The 25,087-nt window shown below is 59.4% G+C and carries 22 protein-coding genes; 10 read left to right on the top strand and 12 right to left on the bottom strand.

What is annotated here, in order from left to right:
* Positions 1-30: 30 nt before the first annotated feature.
* From V0R60_RS00855 to V0R60_RS00845, 3 genes are read right to left on the bottom strand one after another with little or no spacing between them, the layout of a single operon-like run.
* Complete coding sequence (locus tag V0R60_RS00855) at positions 31-819, bottom strand: enoyl-CoA hydratase/isomerase family protein (RefSeq protein ID WP_330078657.1); 789 nt, start codon at positions 817-819, stop codon at positions 31-33.
* A 26-nt stretch (positions 820-845) separates the two neighbouring features.
* A complete protein-coding gene (locus tag V0R60_RS00850; protein WP_330078658.1) occupies positions 846-1,601 on the bottom strand; it encodes an SDR family NAD(P)-dependent oxidoreductase in 756 nt (251 codons plus the stop codon).
* A gap of 42 nt (positions 1,602-1,643) precedes the next feature.
* Positions 1,644-2,399, bottom strand: a complete 756-nt coding sequence (locus V0R60_RS00845; protein ID WP_136476367.1) for an SDR family NAD(P)-dependent oxidoreductase — start codon at positions 2,397-2,399, stop codon at positions 1,644-1,646.
* A gap of 280 nt (positions 2,400-2,679) precedes the next feature.
* Between V0R60_RS00845 and V0R60_RS00840 the strand changes: the two genes are divergently transcribed.
* The 9 genes from V0R60_RS00840 (at position 2,680) to V0R60_RS00800 (ending at position 12,506) form a co-directional block, all read left to right on the top strand.
* Positions 2,680-3,867, top strand: a complete 1,188-nt coding sequence (locus V0R60_RS00840; RefSeq protein ID WP_136476369.1) for a lipid-transfer protein — start codon at positions 2,680-2,682, stop codon at positions 3,865-3,867.
* Between the two features lie 60 nt (positions 3,868-3,927).
* Complete coding sequence (locus V0R60_RS00835; RefSeq protein ID WP_136476371.1) at positions 3,928-4,365, top strand: MaoC family dehydratase N-terminal domain-containing protein; 438 nt, start codon at positions 3,928-3,930, stop codon at positions 4,363-4,365.
* A gap of 10 nt (positions 4,366-4,375) precedes the next feature.
* The gene (locus V0R60_RS00830) at positions 4,376-4,798 is read left to right on the top strand and encodes a MaoC family dehydratase (protein ID WP_136476373.1); all 423 of its coding nucleotides are present in this window, start codon (positions 4,376-4,378) and stop codon (positions 4,796-4,798) included.
* A gap of 35 nt (positions 4,799-4,833) precedes the next feature.
* Positions 4,834-5,664 carry an SDR family NAD(P)-dependent oxidoreductase gene (locus tag V0R60_RS00825; protein ID WP_330078659.1) on the top strand — a complete coding sequence of 277 codons (831 nt, stop codon included), beginning with the start codon at positions 4,834-4,836 and terminating at the stop codon, positions 5,662-5,664.
* An 86-nt stretch (positions 5,665-5,750) separates the two neighbouring features.
* Entirely contained in the window at positions 5,751-6,896 is a 1,146-nt protein-coding gene (locus V0R60_RS00820; RefSeq protein ID WP_330078660.1) for an acyl-CoA dehydrogenase family protein, read from the top strand.
* Between the two features lie 103 nt (positions 6,897-6,999).
* Positions 7,000-8,568 (top strand): long-chain-fatty-acid--CoA ligase, encoded by a 1,569-nt coding sequence (locus tag V0R60_RS00815; RefSeq protein WP_330078661.1) that lies wholly within the window; start codon positions 7,000-7,002, stop codon positions 8,566-8,568.
* Positions 8,569-8,624: 56 nt separating this feature from the next.
* Positions 8,625-10,109 carry a DUF1254 domain-containing protein gene (locus V0R60_RS00810; protein ID WP_136476381.1) on the top strand — a complete coding sequence of 495 codons (1,485 nt, stop codon included), beginning with the start codon at positions 8,625-8,627 and terminating at the stop codon, positions 10,107-10,109.
* A 38-nt stretch (positions 10,110-10,147) separates the two neighbouring features.
* A complete protein-coding gene (locus tag V0R60_RS00805) occupies positions 10,148-11,584 on the top strand; it encodes a DUF1254 domain-containing protein (RefSeq protein WP_330078662.1) in 1,437 nt (478 codons plus the stop codon).
* Positions 11,585-11,684: 100 nt separating this feature from the next.
* Positions 11,685-12,506 (top strand): enoyl-CoA hydratase/isomerase family protein, encoded by an 822-nt coding sequence (locus tag V0R60_RS00800; RefSeq protein ID WP_330078663.1) that lies wholly within the window; start codon positions 11,685-11,687, stop codon positions 12,504-12,506.
* 50 nt (positions 12,507-12,556) lie between these two features.
* On the opposite strand, the gene V0R60_RS00795 is transcribed toward V0R60_RS00800, so the two are convergent.
* The gene (locus V0R60_RS00795) at positions 12,557-13,657 is read right to left on the bottom strand and encodes a CaiB/BaiF CoA transferase family protein (protein ID WP_330078664.1); all 1,101 of its coding nucleotides are present in this window, start codon (positions 13,655-13,657) and stop codon (positions 12,557-12,559) included.
* A 182-nt stretch (positions 13,658-13,839) separates the two neighbouring features.
* Between V0R60_RS00795 and V0R60_RS00790 the strand changes: the two genes are divergently transcribed.
* Positions 13,840-14,397, top strand: a complete 558-nt coding sequence (locus V0R60_RS00790) for a DUF2889 domain-containing protein (RefSeq protein ID WP_330078665.1) — start codon at positions 13,840-13,842, stop codon at positions 14,395-14,397.
* Between the two features lie 19 nt (positions 14,398-14,416).
* On the opposite strand, the gene V0R60_RS00785 is transcribed toward V0R60_RS00790, so the two are convergent.
* The 8 genes from V0R60_RS00785 to V0R60_RS00750 all read right to left on the bottom strand — a co-directional run bounded on the left by V0R60_RS00785 (position 14,417) and on the right by V0R60_RS00750 (position 25,082).
* Positions 14,417-16,951, bottom strand: coding sequence for a spermidine synthase (locus V0R60_RS00785; RefSeq protein WP_375547252.1), 2,535 nt, complete (start codon positions 16,949-16,951; stop codon positions 14,417-14,419).
* Between the two features lie 94 nt (positions 16,952-17,045).
* Positions 17,046-18,611, bottom strand: a complete 1,566-nt coding sequence (locus tag V0R60_RS00780) for an arylsulfatase (protein WP_136476389.1) — start codon at positions 18,609-18,611, stop codon at positions 17,046-17,048.
* 99 nt (positions 18,612-18,710) lie between these two features.
* Entirely contained in the window at positions 18,711-19,712 is a 1,002-nt protein-coding gene (locus tag V0R60_RS00775) for an HAD family hydrolase (RefSeq protein ID WP_330078666.1), read from the bottom strand.
* A 30-nt stretch (positions 19,713-19,742) separates the two neighbouring features.
* The gene (locus V0R60_RS00770; RefSeq protein ID WP_330078667.1) at positions 19,743-21,044 is read right to left on the bottom strand and encodes a BatD family protein; all 1,302 of its coding nucleotides are present in this window, start codon (positions 21,042-21,044) and stop codon (positions 19,743-19,745) included.
* On the bottom strand, positions 21,041-22,639 hold the full coding sequence (locus V0R60_RS00765; RefSeq protein WP_330078668.1) for a VWA domain-containing protein: 1,599 nt from the start codon (positions 22,637-22,639) through the stop codon (positions 21,041-21,043). Before V0R60_RS00765 ends, V0R60_RS00770 begins: the two co-directional genes overlap by 4 nt.
* On the bottom strand, positions 22,623-23,639 hold the full coding sequence (locus V0R60_RS00760) for a vWA domain-containing protein (protein ID WP_330078669.1): 1,017 nt from the start codon (positions 23,637-23,639) through the stop codon (positions 22,623-22,625). The genes V0R60_RS00765 and V0R60_RS00760 overlap by 17 nt, the downstream gene beginning before the upstream one ends.
* On the bottom strand, positions 23,626-24,132 hold the full coding sequence (locus V0R60_RS00755) for a DUF4381 domain-containing protein (protein ID WP_203541448.1): 507 nt from the start codon (positions 24,130-24,132) through the stop codon (positions 23,626-23,628). Before V0R60_RS00755 ends, V0R60_RS00760 begins: the two co-directional genes overlap by 14 nt.
* A complete protein-coding gene (locus tag V0R60_RS00750; RefSeq protein ID WP_330078670.1) occupies positions 24,129-25,082 on the bottom strand; it encodes a DUF58 domain-containing protein in 954 nt (317 codons plus the stop codon). The genes V0R60_RS00755 and V0R60_RS00750 overlap by 4 nt, the downstream gene beginning before the upstream one ends.
* Between the last annotated feature and the right edge of the window lie 5 nt (positions 25,083-25,087).

Below are 25,087 nucleotides of genomic sequence, written 5' to 3'. Positions count from 1 at the left end.
CCTTCATAGAGTCAAACAGGAACGGTGCTGTTAGCGTCCGCAGTAAACCGGCGCACGTTTTTCCAGAAACGCATTGATGGCTTCCTTGTGGTCTGCGCTATAGAAGTTTTCCTTCTCGAGCGCCAGCGAGGTATCGAGCACAAGGTTGACCGTGTCGCGCAGGATCTTATTCACCGACGCTTTGCTCGCGGCGATGGCCAAACGCGGACCGTCAGCCAGGCGACGCGCCAGCACTGTCGCGTGTTCGAGCACCTGATCGTCGGCGAGCACCTGGTTGACCAGGCCAATGCGCTCGGCCTCGGTGGCCGTCAGACTGTCGCCGGTAAACAGGTATTGTTTAGCGCGCGCCGGCCCTACCAGCCAGGGCCAAATCGCCGCCCCGCCATCGCCTGCTGCCACGCCGATGCGCACATGCGGATCCGCGATTTTTGCCGATTCGGCAACGAAAATGATGTCGCAGAAAAGCGCAAGCGTCGCTCCCAACCCTGCGGCATGACCATTGACAGCGGCAATGATGGGCTGAGGCAGCTCCAAAAGGTCGATGATCAGCTTACGCGCCTCACGAAACAGCTTGTCGACGCCTGCAGGGGTGATATCGCGAAACCAGCTAAGGTCGCCCCCGCCACAAAAGCCGCGCCCTTCCCCGGTCAGCACCACAGCATGTACCTCTGGGTCCGCAGCGATATCGGCGAACACTTGCGACAGCTCCTGGTGCAGACCGGCATTGATCGCGTTCATTGCTTCTGGCCGATTCAGGTGCAAGGTCATCACGCCGTTGTTCAAGGCGAATTTTATGAACTCATAATGTGCGTACTTCATGGAACCTCCGCAGGCTCTGCAAGGGATTAGGCGGTTACGCCGCCATCGACAACAAAATGCGCGCCGGTTACGTAGGAGGCGCTATCCGATGCAAGCCACAGGACCATTTCGGCCTGCTCAAAAGGCTCACCCATTCGGCGCAAAGGAACGCGCTTCAGTGCAAGCTCCAATGTGCGGGCGTCAAATTCAGTCTCCGGCCCGGTCGTCATGGGGGTGGTGACGTACCCCGGGCACAGGGCATTGATGCGCACGCCATGCTTGCCGTACTCAAGCGCCGCGCTCCTGGTGAGGCCGATCACACCGTGCTTCGAGGCGCTGTACGCGCAAGCACCTGGGGTACCCTGCAATCCCATGATCGAGGCGGTGTTGATAATCGAACCACCCTGGCCTTTCATGGCCCGCAACTGGTGCACCATGCAGTTGAAGACGCCAGTCAGATTGACGTCCAGCACCAGCCGCCATTGTTCAAGCGGTTGCGCGTCGGTGAGTGCCGGCGAGCCACTGATTCCGGCATTGTTGAAGGCGATGTCAAGTTGACCGAATCGTGCCAGCGTCGCTGCCACCAGGGCTGCGCACTGCTCATCACTGCGCACATCCAAGGGTTGAAAAAATGCCTGCCCCCCCACCTGTTCGATTAAATCGACGACTGCTCGACCTGCAAGCACATCAGTGTCTGCGACCACCACGCGAGCGCCTTCATCGGCGAACAATCGGGCAGTCGCCTTGCCAATACCAGATGCGCCACCAGTAACAATGGCCACTTTGCCTTCCAATACTTTCATAAAAGCTCCCGAATCGAATGAATGTGCAACGTAGCGCCGGTTTTACGCGGTGGCTCCGCCATCGACGGTGAACTGTGCTCCCGTCACATATGAGGACTTGTCCGATGCCAGCCACAACGCCATGACTGCCAATTCTTCCGGCGCAGCCTGACGACGCAGCGGCGCGTTGTGCGTTGCCATCTCGATCATCCTGCTGTTGAAACCACTGTCCGCCCCTTGAGTCATGGGCGTTGCAACCAGCCCTGGGCACAAGGCATTGATGCGAATACCGTACTTGCCATATTCCAGCGCAGCGCTTTTGGTCAGCCCGATGACTCCATGTTTGGAGGCGCAGTAAGCAGCAGTACCAGGCGTTCCAGTCTGGCCAGCGATCGAAGCGGTATTGATGATTGAACCGCCCCGCTCTTTCATTGCCTGCAACTCAGGCACCATGCAGTTGAATACCCCTGTCAGGTTGACCTCGAGCACTCGCTGCCATTGCTCAAGGGTCTGCTCTTCCAAAAGCACCGGGGGCACAAAGATCCCGGCGTTGTTGAAGGCGATGTCAAGGCGTCCATAACGCGTCAGGGCTGCGTCGACCAGTGCGGCGCAGTCTTCTTCACGACATACATTCAGGTATTGGAAACAGGCTTGACCACCTTGCTGGGTGATTTGCTCGACCAATTCCATCCCAGCGTCCACGGCCATATCGGCAACCACAACACGAGCACCTTCTCTGGCAAACAGCTGAGCGGTAACACGGCCGATACCTGATGCTCCGCCAGTAATGATCGCTACCTTGTTGCGTAGAAGAGTCATAGAAGCTCCAAAAGTAGGTTGCGCTGGCTGCCGGCCCGGCAAAGGCCCACAGCCACAGCGCTCATAGGCGATCAAGGTTATTACAGCCACCTCAGGCGCCTAACCACCCACTTCGTATGGGCCTTGATAGTCCTCTGCACCGATGAGCACCCCACCCATCCTGATCAGGTTACTCAACCTCACTGTTGAGCCAGAGTTGAACCATGTGCGGCACCCTTTGCCGCTGGCGCCTCGCCCGTCTTTTCTGGCGAAGCAACCTCAACTGAGCGTGGAGATTGAGATGTCGCAGAAAACCTATGTGGCCGGTGTCGGCATGATTCCTTTCGTGAAACCGGGCACCAGCGGCACCTATATCGAGATGGGCTCCGAAGCGGTAAACCTCGCCCTCAAGGACGCGGGAATCACCTATGACCTGATCGAGCAGGCGTACGCCGGTTATGTGTATGGCGACTCCACGTGCGGCCAGGCAGCGCTGTACAAGGTCGGGCTAACCGGTATCCCAGTCATCAATGTCAACAACAACTGCTCGACCGGCTCCAGCGCACTTTTCCTGGCACGCCAGGCGGTGGAAAGCGGCGCAGTCGAATGCGCGCTGGCCGTGGGTTTTGAACAGATGCAGGCCGGTGCGCTCAAGAGTCACTGGGACGATCGCCCAGGCCCAATGGGCCAAAGTATTGCCATCGTCGACCACCTCGCGAGCGACGCTGCCGAATTGCCGATGGCGCTGAAAATGTTCGGCGGCGCAGGCCGTGAGCACATGGAAAGGTACGGCACCCAACTGAGCACCTTCGCCGCTATCCGCGCCAAGGCCAGCCGCCATGCTGCCAACAACCCCTTGGCGATGTTTCGCAAAGTGGTGACTACCGAAGACGTCATGAACGATCAGGTGATCTGGCCAGGCGTCATGACGCGACTGATGGCCTGCCCGCCGACCTGCGGCGCCGCTGCTGCCGTTGTCTGCACTGAAGCGTTCGCCAAGAAGCATGGCCTGCGTCGCGATGTAGTTATCCTGGCCCAGTCGCTGACCACCGATAAACCGATTGCATTCGAGCCACCGTCGATGATCCAGATGGTTGGCTTTGACATGGCCCAGCGCGCAGCGCAGCAGGTTTACGAGAAAGCTGGCATTGGTCCTGGCGACATTCGTGTGGCCGAGCTGCACGACTGCTTCGCCCATAACGAACTGCTCACGTATGAATCCTTGGGGCTGTGTCCCGTAGGCGAGGCGGAGCAATTCGTCCTCGATGGCGACAACACCTATGGCGGTCGGGTTGTCACCAACCCGTCCGGCGGTTTGCTCTCCAAAGGCCATCCGTTGGGCGCCACAGGCCTGGCGCAGTGCTACGAGTTGACCCACCAACTACGCGGCACCGCCGCAGCACGCCAGGTTGAAGGCGTGAACTTTGCGCTGCAACACAATCTCGGCCTGGGCGGCGCCTGCATCGTCACCCTGTTCGGCCGTAATTGATAACTGACCCGCGCCGCTCGCGCGGCGCGTATTTGTGACCCAAGACAGGAAGCACCTGATATGGCAGACAAGAGTCTGATCGGCCGTTCCCTCGGCGTGACCACCGCCGAAGTCGAAAAAGGCCGCTTGCGGTTCTTCGCCAAGGCCATTGGCGAAACTGATCCGATCTACACCGATGAGGAGGCAGCCAAAGCCGCGGGTTACCGCTCTCTGCCGGTACCGCCAACCTTCCTGATGTGCCTGGGTGGCGAAGGGCGGGACCTGGACGAGCAGTTGAACATTTACGGCTTTGACCTGGGCCGTATCCTGCACGCCGAACAAGAGTTCATCTATCACCGGCCGGCCGTCGCGGGAGACACACTGACCTTCGATAGCAAGATCGTCGATGTCTACGAGAAAAAAGGTGGCGCCTTGCAGTTCGTGGTCAGTGAGATCCGTGTCACCAACCAGGATGGCGAGCATATTGCCGACGTCCGTTGCTCGCTCGTACAGCGCTAAGGAGCCCCCGATGACTGCTGCCGTTCAATACTCCGATATCCAGGTTGGCGACGAGATTCCCCTGCTCAAACTGCAACCTGTGAACCGCACCACACTGGCTCTGTACTGCGGGGCTTCGGGCGATCACAACCCAATTCACATCGACATCGACTTCGCCCGCAAGGCGCGTATGCCCGATGTGTTTGCCCACGGGATGCTCTCGGCTGCCTACCTGGGGCGCTTGCTGACCAATTGGGTGCCACAACAGCAAGTGCGCAAGCTGGCCATTCGTTTCACCGGCATTACTCAACTGGGTCATGTCCCCACTTGCACTGGCAAGGTCACCGAAAAATTTGAAAAGGATGGTGAAAAGCTCGTTCGCCTGGCCATCCGCTGCAGCAATCAATACGGCGAAGAAAAGCTCGCCGGTGAAGCCATCATCGCCCTGGCTTAAATCCCCACAAAAATAACAATCTACAGGAATAAAAGATGAAAAAGCTCGAAGGTAAAGTCGCTCTGGTTACCGGTTCCGGTCGCGGTATCGGCCGCAGTGTTGCCCTGCAGTTGGCCGCTTATGGCGCCCGTGTCGTGGTCAATGATCTGGATGCAGGCCCTGCCGAAGAAGTCGTCGCTGAGATCCGCAACGCTGGCGGCGAAGCTGTGGCCTGTGTAGGCAGTGTCACCGCCGTCGATTTTGCTGACCGCTTTGTCCAAACCGCGGTGCAGAACTTTGGCGCTATCGATATCATCATAAACAACGCCGGCTACACCTGGGACAACGTCATCCAGAAGATGACCGATGAGCAGTGGTACGCGATTGTCGACTGCCACCTGACCGCGCCGTTCCGCATTTTGCGCGCTGCACAACCGATCATCAGCGTCCAAGCAAAGAAAGAAGCTGCCGAAGGTAAGGAAGTGTTCCGCAAGGTGGTCAACATCTCCTCGGTAGCCGCTGGCGGTAACGCCGGACAGACCAACTACTCGTCCGCCAAGGCCGGTATTTTGGGTATGACCAAGACCCTGTCGCGCGAGTGGGGCCGGATGAAAGTCTGTGTCAACGCAGTAGCCTTCGGTTTCATTGATACCCGCCTGACTCAGGCGCTGGCCGGTACCGAGAGCAAAACCGTGAACATCGAAGGCCGCGAGATCAAAGTCGGCGTTCAACAGGCGATGATCGACGGCGCCAGCCAGAATATCCCGTTGGGCCGTCCGGGTACCGCTGAAGAGGCCGCAGGCTCGGTAGTGATGCTGTGCCTGCCAGAAGCCAACTACGTCTCGGGTCAGACTTTGGTCTGTGGCGGCGGAATGGGCAGCCTCTAATAATCGCTGCTTTTGGCTCACGCCTGTTGCTGCATTGAACAGGCGTGATCGGGCATAGAATTACAAAAACAACCGAGGAATTTGCCATGTTGGAAAACTATCGCTCGCCGTGGATGACGGAAGACGTACAACCTTTCGCCGACAGTATTCGTCGCTTCGTCACTCAGACTCTGGCCCCACGCGAAGATAAATGGCGTGAGCAGCATCAGGCCGACCGCGAGTCATGGCTGGCGTGCGGTGAAATGGGCATGATTCTGCCTGATCTACCTGAAGAGTATGGCGGTGCGGGCGGCACTCCTGCCCACGTCGCCGCAGTGGTAAACGAGCTCAATTATGCCGGCGTGTCGGGTCTGGGCCTGACCATCAACCATATCGTCGGCCACTACATCCTTGATGACGGCACTGCGGCACAGAAGCAGTTCTGGTTGCCGAAGATTGCCTCCGGTGAAGTCATCTGTTCGGTCGCCATGACCGAGCCTGGCACAGGCTCTGACTTGCAGGCGGTGCGCACCCGCGCGGTGAAGCAAGGCGACCGCTATATCATCAATGGTGCCAAGACCTTCATTACCAATGGCCAGCTCAGTGACATGGTGGCTGTGGTCGCCAAGACTGACCAGAGTATTGGCTCCAAAGGCATTTCGATCTTCCTGGTCGACACCTCGCTGCCCGGCTTTCGTCGCGGCAAATGCCTGGACAAGGTGGGCCTGCAATCTTCCGACACCTCGGAAATGTACTTTGATGACGTCGAAGTTCCCGCCGGCTGTTTGCTAGGCGGCGTCGAAGGCAAGGGTTTCTACACCCTGATGAAACAACTTCCGTACGAACGGGTGCAGATAGCCATGTGCGCAGCCGCGCAGATGGAGCGAGCACTGGCGCTGACCCTGGATTACACCAAGGAACGCACTGTATTTGGCAAAGCCGTTCTGGACTACCAGAACACCCGCTTCACCCTGGCTGACGTCAAGGCGACGGTGCTGGCATCGCGAACCTTCTGTGACCATCTGATCCAGCAATGGGTCGAGGGCAAGCTGGATTCGGCGACTGCCTCGATGGGCAAGTTCTGGCTGACCGAACGCAACAGCGAAGTCCTCGACCGCTGCCTACAGTTCTTCGGTGGCTACGGCTACATGAACGAATATCCGATTGCGCGGATGTGGGCCGATGCCCGGGTGGCAAGAATCTACGGCGGCGCCAATGAAATCCAGCGGGAATTGGTTGGCCGCTCACTTTGAAATCTGTTTCTTGCCAGGGATGGCTTTCGGCATTGTTGTGCGTACCAGCGCCGTGCCAGATGTGGCGATACGACTAACGATAACAACAAGATTGGAGTAGCCCATGTACATCACTCAAGGTTTGCACCGTCATTTGCAAGCCAGGCCCCATGCCACCGCCGTGCGCTTTGCCGGGCGTAGTATCACTTACGTCCAATTGGGCGAACGCGTTGCACGGCTTGCCAGCGCCCTGCAGGGTTTGGGGGTAGCCCGCGGGGATCGCGTGGCGATGCTTTCACTCAACTCTCAGCGCTACATTGAGTATTACTTGGGCGTGCCCTGGGCGGACGCCGTGCTCAATCCGGTGAACATCCGCTGGAGTGCCGCCGAAATCATCTACTCCCTGGATGACTCGGAAACCTCGGTTTTGATCGTCGATGACACCTTCCTCGATCTGGGTAGAAAAGTTGCTGCCGAGTCCAAGACCCTACATACGTTGATTTACGCTGGCGAGGGTGACACCCCCGACGGCATGCTCAGTTACGAAGACCTGCTGGCATCCGCCTTGCCAATCGAAGACGCACGTCGTGGCGGTGATGAACTGTTAGGGATCTTCTATACCGGTGGTACCACTGGATTCCCCAAAGGCGTAATGCTGAGTCATAGCAACGTTGCCTTTTCCGCGATGGCGACTTTGAACTCAGGCAGCTACGGGGCGAATGCAGTTTTTCTCCATGTGATGCCAATGTTTCACCTGGCTGACTTCGCCGCCATGACTGCACTGTTCTTCAGTGGCGGAACACACGTTGTACAGCCGTCCTTCGTTCCCCAGAGGGTACTGGAGGCCATCGATCAGGAACGAATTACCGAGATTCTGCTGGCCCCGACCATGATCCAGATGCTGCTCGATTGCCGCGACAAATCCGAGCAAGCACGCAGTCTTGATCTGAGTTCACTGGCGTGTATCGGCTATGGAGCCTCGCCCATTACCCCTGCGCTGCTCGATCGTGCGCAACTGGCCTTCCCCGCCGCGGGCTTTTCCCAGGGCTACGGCATGACCGAACTTGCCCCCATGGCCACTACCTTGGCGCCCGAATACCACTGCCAGGCTCACCACGACAGCGGCAAGATGTATTCGGCCGGGCGTCCAGCCATTTGCGTAGAAGTGCGCATCGTCGATGCCCAAGACAATGAGGTACCGCGCGGTACCGTCGGCGAGATCGTCGTTCGTGGCCCGAACGTCATGCTGGGCTACCTGAACAAACCGCAAGAAACTGCCGAAGCGCTGAGAAATGGCTGGATGCACACCGGCGATGGTGGATACATGGACGATGATGGGTTCATTTACGTCTGCGACCGCCTCAAAGACATGATCGTCAGTGGTGGCGAGAACATCTACAGCGCCGAAGTCGAAACCGCAATCGCCAGCCATCCCGCCGTTTCACAGATCGCTGCAATTGGTATCCCCTGTCAGAAATGGGGCGAATCGGTCCACGCCATTATCATCCTCAAAGCTGGCGTGACCGTCAGTGGTGAGGAAATCATTGCCCATTGCCGTGAGCGCATTGCTGGCTACAAGTGCCCACGAAGCGTTGAATTCCGCGACAGCCTGCCGCTGTCCAGTGTGGGTAAGGTGCTAAAGAACGAATTGCGTAAAGCCTTCTGGGAAGGCCATCAGCGCAACATCGCCTGAATCATCGCCCTCTGCCATTACAGCAGAGGGGATAATCACTCTGTGGAGCCAGAACAATGACAATACGCATTGGCGTACCGCTTCGACGCGCCCTGAAAACCCTCACTCTGATCAACCTCGCAACTGTCCAGTTGGCACTGGCGCAACCCACACCCCCTGGTGCCTCTACTCAATACGAGTTTCAAAACGGCTACCCGAGTCCGGCCACCATCAGCCAGGTCTACGATGAAATCGACCTGAACCGAGCAGTACAGGCCTACCGATTTTTTTACCCAAATGTCTCGATGATGAATCTCTGGCAGGCCAACATCGAGGACGGCATGCAGCCCAACCAGGTGTTCGCGCTGATGCAGGGCTCACCCGCCAAGCGGGCATTTACGGCGAACTCTGATACCCCGTATGCCGGAGCGCCCATAGACCTGTCAGCCGGGCCGATGGTCGTAGAGTTTCCGCCAGGGCCACTGATGAGCGTGGCCAATGATCTGAACCAAAGTTGGATCATGGACCTCGGCGTGCCTGGTCCCGATGCAGGCAAGGGTGGCAAACACCTGATCCTGCCTCCGGAATATAACGGACCGGTTCCAGAAGGCTATTTTATTGGTCGTTCTACCACCAACAAGCTGTTGTTGCTGCTGCGTGCACTGCCGATAAAAGGTGATATCGAGGGTGCCATCGCATTAATGAAAAGCGTAAAAGTCTACCCGCTGAACAATTCCGCGGATTGGGTGGCGCCAAGCTGGGTGAATTTGAGTGAGCACGCAGTTGACCTGACACCAGTAAAGCTCGAAGACAACCTCCAATATTGGCGCACCCTACACACCTTGCTCGATTCAGAGCCGGCCAACCCGGCCTACAGCAACTACTACGGTGAACTTGCAGCATTGGGTATCGCCAAGGACAAACCGTTCGAGCCCGACGCTCGCATGCAGCGCATTCTGATTGAGGCAGCAAAAAAAGGCATGGTGCAAATGCGCGTGCAATCGTTCGCCGACCGTCGCCCTGATCGCGTCGTGTGGCCGGATCGCCAGTGGGAATGGGCGGTGTTGCGCCCGGAAAACGGTACCTTCAGCACTGGTGGCTACACCGATCTGCAAGCCAGAGAGAAATGGTTCTTCCAAGCCATGATCGCCTCTCCAGCAATGTTCCGGCGCGCGCCGGGTGCAGGTTCACTCTACTGGCTAGGTAGCCGTGACGCCCAGGGGCAGTACCTGGACGGAGCAAAGGCCTACACCCTTAGCGTGCCGTTGCCATTGCCGGCAAAGCTGTTCTGGTCAGTCACTGTCTACGACAGCCAGACACGCTCACAAATCGAAACTCCGCAGGCCAAGGCAGCCCTGCGCTCCCTCGAGGAGCTCAAGGGTCAAGGTCACACTGGCACAGCCCAGCTGTACTTCGGCCCTACTCCGCCCCCCGGCAAGGAACAGAATTGGATCAAAACGACTCCGGGCAAGGGTTGGTTCGCCTACTTCCGTATTTATGGCCCCGACAAACCGGCCTTCGACGGAGCCTGGAAGCCAGGTGACTTCAACCCAGTGAACTGAACCGGTGACGTCATTTTCTAATACATAAAGGATTGCTCATGAGACATCATTTTGGCTTGAACCGTCCGACAACGGCGACGGTCCTGGTACTGCTTGCCTTGCTGGTTATTATGTTTCAAAAGGCCCCGGCCGCTGCCAGCCAATCGCAAATCACCACACGGGTAATGGAAAGCCGTGCGATGGAAGCAGCGTTATGGGGTATGCCCTTGTTGAATTTCAACGCCATGCGCCAGGCCTATTTTCGCGATGCTGGCGCCCAATACAACGACATCATGTACTGGTCGCGCCCTTCAGATTGGCGCAACCAGACCGCTACTCCTAACCACTCCACCTTGTATGTGATGTTCTTCATCAACCTCAAGGACGGACCTGTGGTCGTTGATATTCCTGCGACGCAGGAGGCAGGTTTGTATGGAACGCTGATCGACGCCTGGACCACACCGATGGTCAACGTCGGTAACAAGGGCCAGGACCAAGGCAAAGGTGGACGATACCTGGTACTGCCACCGGGCTATAGCGGGCAGGTACCAGCAGGCTATGTTCCAGTACAGAGCAAGACCTTCAACAACTACAGTCTGCTGCGGGTAATAACCAGGTCGGGTGGCGAGAAGGACCTGGCGCACGGTGTCGATTATCTGAAAAACATGAAGGTCTACCCTCTGGGGGGGACTGGTAGTTCCTCATCAGGCCGCTTCATCGACATGGCGGACAAGGTCTACGATGCACTGCCCAAATTTGATGACAGCCTGTATGACTCGCTCGCGACGATGGTCATCGAGGAGCCAATGCAGGAACGTGATGTGGCCATCATGGGGCAGTTTCGTACGCTCGGTATCGGTAAAACGCTGCACTTCAACCCTGACCCTCAACAGCGCAAGTTGCTCGACACGGCAGCCAAGCAGGCTCAAGCCTACCTGATGACAGGTTACGAACAGTCTGGGCTGGCCATCTGGAGCGGACAACGGAAATGGCGCACATTGGCCGATCCGAAAACCAGCTTAGCGTCCGGGGTAACCTTCGTGCTGCCAGATCAAGATCTACTGCTCGATGAACGTGCCTTTGCCTGGTTCGCGATGTTTGGCCCTGTTGTGCCACCAACACCACACGTCTACATGAAAAGCTATGAGACCGGTGCAGGTCAGCTACTGGACGGAAGCAAACGCTACCGTCTGCGTATCCCTGCCAATGCGCCCGCCAAGGAATTCTGGTCGGTGGATGCCTATGATGCCAGCACTGGCGGTTTCATCCGCAAGGCGCCGGTAGTCGGTCTGGACTCCTATGACAAAAAGCTCAAGCGCAATGCCGACGGTACCGTAGACCTGTACTTTGCCCCAGAACCACCTCCCGGACAGGAAAGTAATTGGATCAGCACCCAGGCTGGCCAACGTTTTTTCACTTTGTTCAGAATCTATGGTCCTGAGCAGGCCATCAAGGACCGCAGTTGGGTTCTCAACGACATCGAACAGATCAACTGACGTTCTGACGTTCATGGCCATCGGTGCGCGAGCCTGCACCGATGGCTACTGGACAAGCTGCTGACGCCCTGCCCATACACATCTTCCTCGGAGTACCGCCATGAGCGATTCACTCGCCCGTATGCCTTTCACGCGCCTACACATTGCTGGACCAGATGCCGACGGCATCGCCCTGGTCACCCTGGCTCGGCCTGAAAGCCTCAACGCTATTGATCTGGATATGTTCCACGAACTCAAACAACTCGCCCTCGTCGCCGAAACGGACCCCGAGGTACGCGCTTTGATCCTGACCGGTGCGGGTCGTGGCTTCTGCGCAGGCCTCGATCTTGAAGTGGCGGGAAGGCTGTCGCAGTTGAGTATCGAGGCGTATATGAAGATTCAGGAGCTGGCCGGCAGCACTGTCTATGCATTGCGCCTTTTGCCCAAACCAGTCGTCGCCGCGGTCAATGGCGCCGCCACCGGTGGCGGACTGGCGCTGGCGTTGGCAGCCGATATTCGTATCGCCAGCGAACAGGCCCGTTTTGGCGTCGCGTTCACCCGCCTGGGACTGTCGGCCTGCGATGTCGGTATGTCCTGGTTGCTGCCACGTATCATTGGCATGGCTCATGCCAGTGAATTGATGCTTACCGGGCGCATCATCGACGCCCAGGCGGCTGCACGCATCGGCCTGACCAATCGAGTGGTTGCCGCCGAAGAACTGCTTGGTTGTGCCTATGAGGTTGCCCGCGAGATAGCCCGCAACTCAGCATTTGCCATGCGTTTGACCAAACAAGGCTTGCAAATGAACGTTGATGCGCCTTCGCTGCAGGCCGCTATCGAGCTTGAAAACCGCAGCCAGGCGCTAGCCGCCCGCTCGGATGAAATGCCTCAAGTATTTGCCCGGTTTCGCCAAGAGCAGGCCACCAGCCGTCGCCAACGCTAAAAAAAGCCGGTACGCGAAAGCGACCGGCTTGCTATTTGTGGTTTGACCTGTCAACGCCATACCGATGCAGTAGCGTCTTCTAGCGCTGCCTGAACTTGTTCGGTGTGCTCACCAAAGCCAGGGATTGGTCCTGGAATCACCACCTTGTTATCAAACCGCGGTGCAGCCACCGTTTGCAACAGTTCATCGCGCTCAAAGTACAACTGGCGAGCGACGTTATGAGGGTGTTGCGCAGCCTCATCCGGGCTCAGTACCGGCGCAAAACAAGCATCGGAGTACTCCAACACCTCGCACCATTGCGCACGGGTGCGCGACTCAAACAGTTCAGCGAAGTGCTGATGCATTTCGTGCCACTTGCTGCTGCCCCACTGTCGGGCAAAACGTGGGTCGTCCGCCAGGCCCAATTTTTCGAGCAAGAGTGTATAGAACTGCGGCTCGATGGAACCTAGCGTGATGAACTCGCCATCAGCGCAACGGTAAGTCGAATAGAAGTGTGAGCTGTCATGCAGGTTGTTGCCGCGTTGGAAGCCCTCGCCGAAGAACCCGGCGTTCCGGGTAGACAGCATCAACTGCATCATATGCGCCGAACCGTCGAGAATCGCTGCATCTACCACAGTGCCCTGCCCGGTCTGACGTGCCCGCAGCACCCCAGCCAACAGCCCCACCGCCAGGTACAACGCACCACCGCCGATATCACCGAGCAGCGTGATCGCGGTACTCGGTGGTTCGCTCGATGTGCCGTTATGAAACAGTGCACCGGATAGCGCAATGTAGTTGTTGTCATGACCAGCCGCCTGAGCCATCGGCCCGCTCTGACCCCAACCCGTCATACGGCCAAACACCAGACGCGGATTACGTGCCTGACACACCTCGGGCCCAAGCCCCAGGCGTTCCATAACGCCGGGACGCATGCCTTCGATCAAAACATCGGCATCTTCGATCAGACGCAGCACCAGCTCGCGACCTTCAGCTGATTTCAGGTCGGCGCTGACGGAGCGTTTGCCACGATTGATCAAGTTGGTCCTGGCGTTCGCCCCCTGGTCGGCGCGCTCGACAGCGATGACATCCGCCCCAAGGTCGGCCAAGTGCATGGCACAAAATGGCCCGGGGCCAATTCCACAGATTTCAACAACCTTGATACCCGACAACATGGACGCTCTCCTTTCTTGTTTTTGCCTGATTTGGGCAGTACGTCGCGCAAACAGATGGCAGATTAAGTGATTTGCCGAACCCTGCCTCCAACCCATGAAAGGTGGTGTTCTTTCAACCCGCAGCCCACCGAAAATCAAGCATTGCCGCTGTAATTCTCTTTTAGCCAGAAAAGGTAAAGGGTATGCCACGCCACACCGATGAACGTACCAGCCGCCGATTGCTGCACTCGCGACAAGTAACCTGTAACGGCTATGTCCGAAGCGATGGTCTGTACGAAATTGAAGGTCGCTTGCAAGACATCAAGACCGACGACAGCGATATGTTTTTCAAGTATGTGCGTGCGGGTGAACCGATCCATCAGATGCGCCTGCGCCTAGTCATCGACCTGGATCTGGTTATTCATGACGTTGAAGCTTTTACCGAAGCAGGGCCCACACCTTACTGCGCGCAAATCAATGCGAGCTACACGCAACTGATCGGCCTGAAGATTGGGTCTGGTTTTAAAAAACAGGTGTTCCAGCGAGTGGGGGCCAGCCTGGGTTGTACCCACTTGACCGAACTGCTGGGTCCGATGGCGACCACCGCTTTCCAGACCACCTTTTTCTTTCAGCACCAAGCCCAACAGCAGAAACATGCCAATAACTCTAGCGCTCCCGTGCCAAGACCCTGGGTGATTGGGACCTGCCATGCCTATCGAACCGATGGCGAAGCGGTTCGGCTGATATGGCCGGAAGGCTGATCTGCTGGCGCCGGCCTACTCACTGGCTGTTGGTAAAAAACCAGCGGAAATACGGATTATCTGGAGCCTTTTGCATCAACTGCGGTACTTCCCGCGCCCAGCCCTGGCGGTCACCGCCATAAGCCATCAGGGTCAAGCCGTAGAACTGGCGCAACAGCCTCCACTGCTGCTCCACGGCTAAGCGCTGGGCTTGGTCGGTGTGTTGCAGCGGCGGCGACGTCCTCAATGCCAGTAATGGCGGCAGCACCCGGGTGATTTCTCGCGAACGGACCCAGGGCGCGTATTCGATTCGCGGCAGGTCGTCGGTGACCGCTGGGGCATCACCGGCAAAGTGCTGCAAGCCCTGGCGGTCGGTCAGCCAGGTGGCGAGCAAGGCTTCGACTGTTGGCACCCCGACTTCGGCCAGCGCCGCCGCCACGTGCGGTTGGGCAAAGCGCTGGCTGATCCGTTCAACGTCCAGGGCCAGCGGCTGCAGCGAGCCGATCAACAGGGTTTCGTGGAACTCGGTGGTCCACAGGCTGGCATACGGGAATACGTCAAGAAAGCTGCGCACCAGCGAGCGGCTGTCGTCAACGTTCTGGGTCGGCAGCGGCAACCACTGGGCGACAATGCCATTGCTCTCCAGCCGCGAGGCAGCCAACTGATAGAAGTCCCGCGAATATAAATTGACCACGCCGCTCGCCGACGGCGGTGGCGGCTCCAGGGTGATTAGGTCATAACGTTCGTCGCTGCGCAGCAGTTCGCGCCGACCATCACGCAGGCGGATGTCCAGGCGCGGGTCGTTGCTCGCTGCGAAGTTACCGTTGAACAACGGTGCGGCCTGCAGCACTTGCGGTAACAGCTCGGCGACCACCGGACGCTGCAGCCCGGGAAACTGCAGCATGGCGCCAGCGGTGATCCCGGTACCAAAACCGATGACCATGGCCGACTGGGGCTCGCCGTTGTGTATCAGCAGCGGCAGCAACGCCTGCAACCGCATGTAGCGCAACGACGGCATGGCGTCGCCGGTATTGGACACACCTTGAATGTACAGGCGGTTGAAGCTGCGCCCTTGACGTTGCTGAGAGACCACAGCGACGGTGCCGCCCCGGCCCTCTTCATAGAATGTGAGGGTGCCATTGCGCGCCCCTGGCATCAGTTCGGCAAGCCGCTGCGGCGGCGTCAGCACGCCGACCGCAAGAGTTGCCAGGCTTACGCCGAGGATAGCCGCACGCAGGCCCTTGTGCTGCGCGCGACCGCGCCACATGGCAATGCAGCCGGTTGCCGCAGCAATCAACGCCAGTACCACCAGGGTGCGAACCAGCCCCAGTTCCGGCACCAGCACAAAACCCACCAGCACGACGCCGGCGATACCGCCCAATGTATTGAGTGCGACCACCGTACCGACATCCCGGCCGACCTGGCCGCTGTCGACCGCCAGGCGCAGGGCCAGGGGAAACGCCGCGCCCAACAAGGTGGTAGGCAGAAACACCACACACACCGCTGCCGTGGCAAACCGCGCTGACATGCCCGCCAGTTCATTGCCGGTCAGGTGCAGGACGAACGCCTCCACTTCGGTCTGAGCGAAGATCAGCCAGCGCCCCAGCCCAGCAACCAATACCAGCGCAAGCAAACCGGCCAAGGCAATCAACAGGCCGAACAGTCCCCATGGATCACGAATCCGGTCGGCGCGCCGGGCATAAATAGCGCTGCCAATGACCAAACCGGTCAGGTAGGTCGCCAGCACCACGGCGAAGGCGAAAGCGCGGGTGCTCATGAACTGCACGATGGACTGGGTCCACACCACTTCATAGCCAAGCGCAACACCACCCGCCACGCAGTACAGGGCAATGGCCAGGCGCGCCGCAGAGGTACGCGGCATGGCCGGGCGCTGTGTTTCAACGGGCAGTTGCTGGTCGCGACGGCGGTAGAGCCAGGCGCCAGCCGCTGCCAGCAGATTGAGTACTGCGGCAATCAGCGCGCTGCCGGTTACACCAACATTGGCCAGCAGCACGAACGCTGTCAGTAACGTGCCGCAGATTGCCCCCGCGGTATTGGCCGCATACAGGCGCCCACCGGCCTCGGCCATCTGCCCCTGGGCAGGGGTCAGGGCGCGCATCAGCACCGGCAGCGTGCCGCCCATGAAAAAAGCAGGAATACCCACTAACAGAAAGGGCACAAACCAGGCCAATAGCCCGACGCTGGCTTCAAGCCGGGCGAACAGTCCGGCGCTGTTGGCCAGTGCCAATGTCGCCAGCACACCCAACACCGCTACACCCAGTTCCAGCATGGCATAGAGCCCGACCGGACGCTGTAGGCGGTCCGTCCAGCGACCGAACAGCAGGCCGCCCAAGGCCAGGCCGATGAAAAAGGCACTGATCCCGGTGGTGATGGCGTACACCTCCACCCCCACCACCAGTGACAATTGCTTCACCCACAGTACCTGGTACACCAGCGCCGCCGTGCCGGAGACGAACAATAACGCGGCCGGTATCAGCATTTGTAGGCGATGCTCGCGGCTTGCCGCTTGCGGGGTAGCAGTGCGAACGCGCGAGGGACTGACAGCTGAACGCATCGATCAACCTTATCGGGCGGTCAGCTGGCCGTGGCCGCCGCGCCCGAGTCACGAAAAAGGAAGCGCCCGTCGGGGACGGGCGCTGGTGCACGGTTTACTTCTTCATTTTCTCATCGATCCTGCGGTCAACATCGGCACGAATCTGGTCGATGCTAAAGCTCGCCGGGCGTTGGCTTGGTGGGTAATCAACGAAGGTTTCCAGGAAGGCTCCGGCCTTCATAGTGGCTTCGAAAAGCAAGTAATCGTTCTTGGTCAACCAGTCGTAATACTGGTCAGAGACCACATCGGCCCGCTCATAGGGATCCATGCGCAGGTTGAACAGCTTGGGTACCCTCAAGGAGGTAAACGGCTCGCTCCACACCTTGAAGCCGCCAGGTGCACGCTGCTCGGCGTATACCACTTTCCAATCGTTCATGCGCATGGCGACCAGCTCGCCATCGTCGTTGAAGTAGTAGAACTCGTTGCGCGCGCTCTTGTCAGCCTTGCCAGTGAGGAAGTCCAACTGGTTGTAGCCGTCCAGGTGCACCTTGAAGTTCTTGCCGCCAACATCAGCGCCTTTAAGCAAGCGATCCTTGATGTCAGTGTCACCCGCTGCCGCGAGTAAGGTCGGAAACCAGTCCAACCCGGAGAACATCTGAGTCGTCACCGTGTCTGCCTTAATCTTGCCAGGCCAGCGAACCAATGCGGGAACCCGATAAGCGCCCTCCCAGTTGGAGTTTTTCTCGTTGCGAAACGGTGTGGTCGCAGCATCCGGCCAGGACCATTGGTTAGGCCCGTTGTCGGTGGTGTAAACCACAATGGTGTTGTCGGTAATCTTCAAGTCATCGAGCTTCTTGAGCAATTTGCCAACGTCGCCGTCGTGTTCGAGCATGCCGTCGGCGTACTCGTTGCCGAGCATGCCGCTTTGCCCCTGCATGGATTCACGCACATGAGTGAAGGCATGCATGCGGGTGGTGTTCATCCAGACAAAGAATGGCTTATCGGCCTTGACCTGCTTGTCGATAAAGTCGATGGCGGCCTGAGTGGTCTCGTCATCGATCGTTTCCATGCGTTTCTTGTTGAGCGAGCCGGTGTCCTCGACCTTACCGTCGGCACTGGATTTGATCACCCCACGCGGTGTGGCAGCCTTGAGAAACGCTGCATCATCCTTGGGCCAATAGGGACGTTCCGGCTCCTCTTCGGCATTGAGGTGATAGAGGTTGCCGAAGAACTCATCGAAGCCATGGTTGGTTGGCAGGTATTCGTCGCGATCACCCAAGTGGTTCTTGCCAAACTGCCCTGTCGCATACCCGTGCGACTTCAGGGCCTGGGCAATGGTTACGTCGCGCGCCTGCAAGCCTACCGAAGCGCCGGGTACGCCAACCTTCGACAAACCGGTACGCAGCGCCGCCTGACCAGTAATGAAGGTCGAGCGCCCGGCAGTGCAACTGTTCTCCGCGTAATAATCGGTGAACATCATGCCTTCTTTGGCGATACGGTCGATGTTGGGCGTCTGGTAGCCCACCACGCCATTGCTGTAGGCACTGATGTTGGTTTGCCCAATGTCATCGCCGAAAATCACCAGGATGTTGGGTTTATCTGCTGCATGAGCCACGTTGATGCCCATCGCCACGGTGGCGGCGAAGGTCATTGTCGTTAACCACCCTCTACTCGGATTCATAAGGCCATTGCTCCGTTTCACGTTACTGGCATGTGCCACGACTACGTACACGTGAGGCCGACTACCTGACTGGTTCCCTGTGTGCCTGCGGGTTCTCGTTCACTGGTCTTTATTGCTGTCAAAGGGGTAGATGCGCTGCCACTCACGAGCCATGTCGACTACGGTCCAGCCGTTGTCCCTGGCAGCAGTCAGGGCCTTGTCCAGGCGTCCGACCTTACTCTGGCGGTCATAGGCCCATTCGCGCCGGGCATCGGTGTGATGCACCAAGCCTGCAAAGCGCAGGCCGTTGCCGGCGGTGGTCCACTGCAGCATCTGCAAGTCACCATCGGAATTGCCGAAAGCCAGGATCGGCCGCCGACCGATGATCGAATCAATACTCACCGGTTTTCCGGGGCCATCATCGTTGTGCAGCAACTTCGGCGAACGAACGATCGAATACTTGCCGCCGGTGTCCTGGAAGCGCGCCTCAAGTGTCGTGCCGATAACCTGCTCCGGGGGTATGCCGTAGACTTCCTCGGCAAAGGCACGCATGAAGGCAACCTCACCGCCCGAAACGATGTAGGTTTTGAAACCATTGGCGCGCAGGTAATCAAGTAGCTCGAGCATTGGCTGGAAAACCATTTCGGTATAGGGCTTACCCGTTTTCGGGTGCACGGCGCTGGCCAGCCATTGGCGCGTACGGGCGATGAACTGCTCGGTGCTGACATCTGAGTGAGTCGCGGCGACGATTTTCAGCAGGCCATCCATGCCAGTGGCGGCCAGGGCTTTCTGGTCTCCGGCAAGCACTGCCTTGAACGGTTGCTGAGTTTTCCACTCCGGGTGTTGCGGGGCCAGGCGCCGAACCTCGTCCAGGGCAAACAACACCTCGAAGTACATCGGTTGCTCGCTCCACAGGGTACCGTCGTTATCAAACACTGCGATGCGTTCGGGTTGTGCCACATAGTCCTTGCCACCGACCTCGGTCACGGCAGTAACAAATCGTACGATCGCCTGTCGCGAGGCGCCGTCGTACCAGGACGGCAGCGGCTCTGCGGCGACGCCAAGCAGCGGCGCCAGCATCAGCAGCGCAAACAACCCGTACAGCCGAGATAGCCTTTGCATAGTTCGCCTCTGGATGACTGCAGCAGGCAGTCAGGGATTCAGTGGTTTCAAACCTTTCCTTGCATCGGTGGCGCTGTTGCGTTTCAACCGCTGGCGCAATTGGCCCAGGTTTTTCAGCAAGCCCGCAGGCACTTCGGCGCTTGCCGATGCCCGGCTGTAGCGGGTTTCGAGCAAGTCTAGTGAACGAAAATCGGCGGCGTCGGAAAAAAGTTCATAAAATGTGCGCAGTGTCCGTTTGCCGCTGCTGCGGCGTACCCACAGGTACAACGCGTCCAGCCGTGGTGGCTGACTGTGCAACTGCTTGCCCAGTTGTTTCCAGGCATAGTCAGCTGAGGCCAGGCGCTCGCTGCGACGCTTGTTCTGCCAGGCACGCAAGCCGTCCCGAAGCGGTCGCCACCAGCGCCGGCCAAGGGTCGCCAGCAAGGCTAGCGCCACCAGCACAACCGTAAGCAGAAACCAATGGGCGCTGAGACGAATGTGCGCCTGCTGGCCAAGCGCGCGTAGGTCGTCGCTGATGGAAAAGGGTGTGTTGTACTGCGCCTGAACTGTATCGAACGACACCGCCTCCACTGCAACGCTGTGCGCTTGGCCTGCGTAATCCCACCACCTCAGTTCGATGGCCGGGAGGCTGAGCGGTCCTGCTCGCGTTACTACATAGATTGCTGTGTCCTCACGCACGCCGCCTGATGTACCCCCTCGTCCATCATTGAGCGCCTTGACCGCAGGTGGTTGCAGGTAGCGTTTGAAACCTTCTACTTCGACAAATTGCGGTGCTGGCATCAGCATCGCCTGGGCACCTTCAGCCTGCAGGGTAAGTTGCCGGGTGATGCTGTCGCCGACCCGCAGGGGCTCATGAGAGCGTTGCAGCACCTGGGTAAAGGTTACGTTGCGCGCTACCAACTGCTGCTGATTGCCGCCCCCGGCCAGGGCCCGGGCGGTAAAGCTCAGTGGCTGGCTGGTGAGGGTTACCGGGCCACTGCCCTGCCCTGGCTGAACCACGAACGGCAGCGCCGGAATTGTGAACTGCCGTGCAGCTTGCGCCGTGATCTGGTAGGTGTAGCGCAGGCCAAAGAAGGTCTTGCCATCGATCTTCTGGTTCAGGTGTTCGGCTTCACCAGTGGGCGGCGTGACCACTGCATCTGCCAGCTCCAGTTTTGCCAGCACCGGCGCTGCGGTGTACCAGGTGTCGACCAGCAGATCGACCTCCAGGCTGACGGTCGCCCCCACCAGCGGATCACCCTCGGGCAACAGACGACTTTGGATGCGCACATCGGGATCGGCCACGGCAAACCATGGCATGCAGATCAGCAACAGGCAGGCCAGGCGCTTCATGGTGTTGTTCCTGCTGGGGACTGGCGGGCGGCATCCTGCAGCGAAAACTTGCGCCTGAGGAACTGTGCCGGTGACGTGCTCAAGTTGTTCAGCCAAAGTTCATCGGAAGCCGCCTGGGCAGTGGTCTGCTGCTTGTCCTTGCCACCTTTGCTGGACGTCTGGTCCTCGACCACCTTGTCGGCTTTCTCATCGGGGGTGCCGGCCTGCTGCTGATCGTCATAGTCCTTCTGCAGCGCCTGGGCCAGGGCGAGGTTCGCCGTGGCCTGCGGGAAGTCCTTCTGGCGTTGCAATGCCTGTTGGTAGGCGGCTATCGCTTGCGGGAACTTGAACAGGTGGACGTAGATATTACCCAGGTAGAAATAGGCGGCTGCCGTGTCCAGGCGGGCAAATTCGCCCAGCGCCACTTTATAGTCGGCCGCGCTGTAGGCCGCCACGGCGCGCCAGTACGGATCCTGGAAATGTGCGGCTGCCTCGGCGTAATGACCATGCTCGAAGGCCCAGCGCCCTTGCTGGTCGGCGCTAAAAAATGCATCGGCAAGCGCTCCTGCACGGGCTGCTTGCGGGGTTATGCCGGCTGATACCATCAGCAGCACGGCCAACCAGTGCACTCGCCAGCCACGGCGAATGCAGCACCATGCAATCAGGGCCAACGGCCAGCACAGCCAATAACCGGCGTCCTTCCAGTGCACTTCCTGGCCTTGGTCCTGGACTGCCTGGAAATGCTGCTGCGCATGCAAGGTTATCCAATCAAGATCGTCATCGTTGAGGGTCAAGCTGCCCAACGGCGCGTTGGCGGCCTTGGCCAGACCTTTGAGGCCCTCGGCATCGAAGCTTGCCAGCAGCGGGCGGCCATCGTTACCGATGCGCGGCCGCCCTTGTTTATCGTGCAGCACGCCCCCGTCCTGACTCCCCACCGCCAGTACCAGTACTTGCAAGTCGCTGCCCTTGATGGCCGCGGTGATGGCCGCGAACTGCTGGGTATCGGCGCCATCGGTGATCAGCACCAAAGTCCCGGGCAGCTTTTCGGCAGCCAGCAGGGCCCTGGCCTGCTCGATTACACCCAGCACATCCTTGCCGGGACGATCCATCAACCCGGTGGCCAGCGCCTGCAGAAAGCTGTCCAGCAGACTTGGATCCTCGGTAGCTGGAAGTACCAGATGGGCGCTGCCGGCATAGGCAATCAGCGCCGTGCGGGCCCCGGCACGGCGGGTCAGCAGGTCGTGCATCTTGTGTTTGGCGGCTGCCAGTCGCGAGGGCGGCACATCGTCGGCGTCCATCGACGGTGACAGGTCGAAGGCGAGAATCAACGGTGCGCGGTTGTCGACAAAATCAGGCCGATCCTCGGTCCAGGTCGGTCCTGCAGCAGCCACCGCGCCCAGGCCCAGAATCAATGCAAGCAGGTGCACCGGGTGAACCTTGGAGCGCACCGGAGGGGTGATCACCAGCGCGGTGATCAGGTGCGGTGCAATCAAGCCGTCCAATTGACGCTTGAGGTCATGACGGCGTGTCCACAGCCAGGGCAGCAGCACTGCTGGCACGATCAGCAGCAGCCATAGCGGGCGCAGGAAATGAAAGGCGCTAAGGTCGATGTCCATCCCGGCCCCCTTCTGACAACGACTTCAAACCCCGGTGTGGCAGCCGCCCATACAACGCTGCAACAACATGGGTGACCGTCAACAGCGCCAATGCAACGCCCAACGGCAACCAGAAAAGGTCGCGCTTGGGTTGGTGGCGCAGGGTTTTCACCTGATGCGGGGTGATCCTGTCGAGCGTTGCGTAAACCTGCTGCAAGGCATTGCGGTCCTCGGCGCGGAAAAACCGTCCCCCGGTTTCCTCGGCGATAGCCTTGAGTACCTGCAGGTCAACCTTGGCGTCACCACTGGCCTCGGGGTCACCGATACCGATGGTGTGAATCACGATACCCTGTGCCTTGGCCAAACGTGCCGCGTGCGCCGGCGTGATGGCACTGCTGGTGTCGTTGCCATCGGTCAGCAGGATCAGCACTTTCTGTTGTTCGTGCGCCTTGGCAAACAGCTTGATTGCCAGGCCGATAGCATCGCCCAATGCGGTGTTGGGCCCGGCCATGCCGATCCCCACCTCATTCAACAGCACTTGCAGGCTGGCATGGTCCAAGGTAAGCGGTGCCTGCGGGTAGGCGCCGGTTCCGAACACGATTAGACCAATGCGGTCATCCTTGCGCTGTGCAACGAAATCACGCACCACATCCTTGACCACGCTCAGGCGGTCGGTACGGGTGCCTGCGGCATCGGTATAGTCGAGGGTTTCCATGGACTGGGAAATGTCCAGGGCGAGCATCATGTCGCGCACCGGTTGCGCATGCTCAATGGCTTTTTCGACCCACACCGGACGCGCGCATGCCGCCACCAGCAGTGCCCAGACCAACAGGTTCAACCACAGTTGCCAGCGACTGCCCCCACCGTCGGCCTGGGGCTTCAACCCGGCGGCGCGACTCATGGCCGCGAAGAACGGCACCCGCACTGCGCTGCGCGCCTCGCGGTATTCACTGAGGTAGCGCCAGGCAAACCACGCCGCTGGCAGCAGCAACAGCGCCCAGGGATAGTCAAACTGCCACATGGTGAGTCTCGATCCATTGTCGGCTATGGGCGAGCAACAGGCGCAGTTCCTGCTCCGGAATATTCAGCACCTGGGCCTGCGGCGCGTACGCCAGCGTCTGCAGTTGAGCGCCGAACTGCTCAGGCAACGGTGTACGCGCTCGCTGCAGCAGAAACGCCTGCCACTGCGCCCCACCCAGCGCTGCCACGGGCGGCGCGTCGGTCATCGACAGGGCAACGCGCTTGAGCAACGCTGGCACTGCGCGCAGTGCTTGCAAACGCAATTGCGGATCAGCCAGTTGCTGGGTCAACTCATCGAATTGCGCCAGCGCTTCGCGCCGATAGCGATCGCGCTGCCAACGCCACCAGCGCCATGCTACCCAACCGGCCACAGCGGTCAGCAACAACGCCAGCAACACCCACCAGCCCCAGGTCTGCGGTGCGTAACTGAACGGTGGCGTGCCCAGTGGCAGTTCCTGCAACTGGTCAATCGACGGCACCACGGCGGTACTCACCGCGCGGCCCCAGACAAGCGCCCCAGTTCGCGGCGCACCTGCAGCAAGGGTTCTTCGCCGGTACTGATCATCAGCACCGGGATCTGGCTGCGCCGCAGCAGTTCGGCGACTTCCTGCAGGCGTCCGCCGAGAAACTCGGTCAGCGGCCGGTTGACCTGGCGGCGGTCTACCTGCAGCTCCACTTGCAATTCGCCCTGGGTCACGGTAATGCGTCCCTGCTCCGGCAGGCGCAACGCCAGTGGGTCGTAGACCTGCATGGCGATCACATCATTGTGCGCGCTGAGCTGGCGCAACAGCTGTAAGGTCTGCGCCGACACCCCGGCAAAGTCGCTGATGATGCACACCAGCGCATCATGCCCGGCCAAGGCGATGCAACTGCGCAAGGCGGCGTCCAGTTGCAACTCGTTCTCGCTATCCGGCCCGGTCGCAGACAATGCCCGATTGCTGCGAATGATCTGCGCGCATAACGCTTCTATGCGACTGCGGCTACGCAATGGACGTACTTGGCGGATGCCCTGGTCGTCGAACACCAGGCCCCCGACCCGATCACCGGCATGAAACGCCATCCATGCCGACAGCGCCGCCAACTCTGCCGCCACCACCGACTTGAAGGCGCGCTGCGAACCGAAGAACATGTTCATGCGCTGGTCTACCAGCAGCCAGGTTGGACGGTCACGTTCCTCAGTGAATGTGCGCACAAAGGGCTTGCCGTAGCGCAGCGAGGCGCGCCAGTCCAGATGGCGAAGGTCGTCTCCGGGAATATAACGGCGCAGTTCATCGAAGCTCAGGCCGCGTCCGCGCAGGCGCGAGGCATGACCACCGGCAAGAATACTCGACAGCGGCTGCCTGGAAACAAAGCTCAGGCCGCCGACCCGATGCTCCAGCGCCATCAATTGCGCCAGCGATGCATAGACGAAGCCGTCGGCCGGCAAGGTATCGACAGTTGGCATTGGCA

Source organism: Pseudomonas auratipiscis (assembly GCF_036324085.1).
Taxonomy (GTDB): Bacteria; Pseudomonadota; Gammaproteobacteria; order Pseudomonadales; family Pseudomonadaceae; genus Aquipseudomonas; species Aquipseudomonas auratipiscis.
This window is presented reverse-complemented; position numbering and strand designations above follow the sequence as displayed.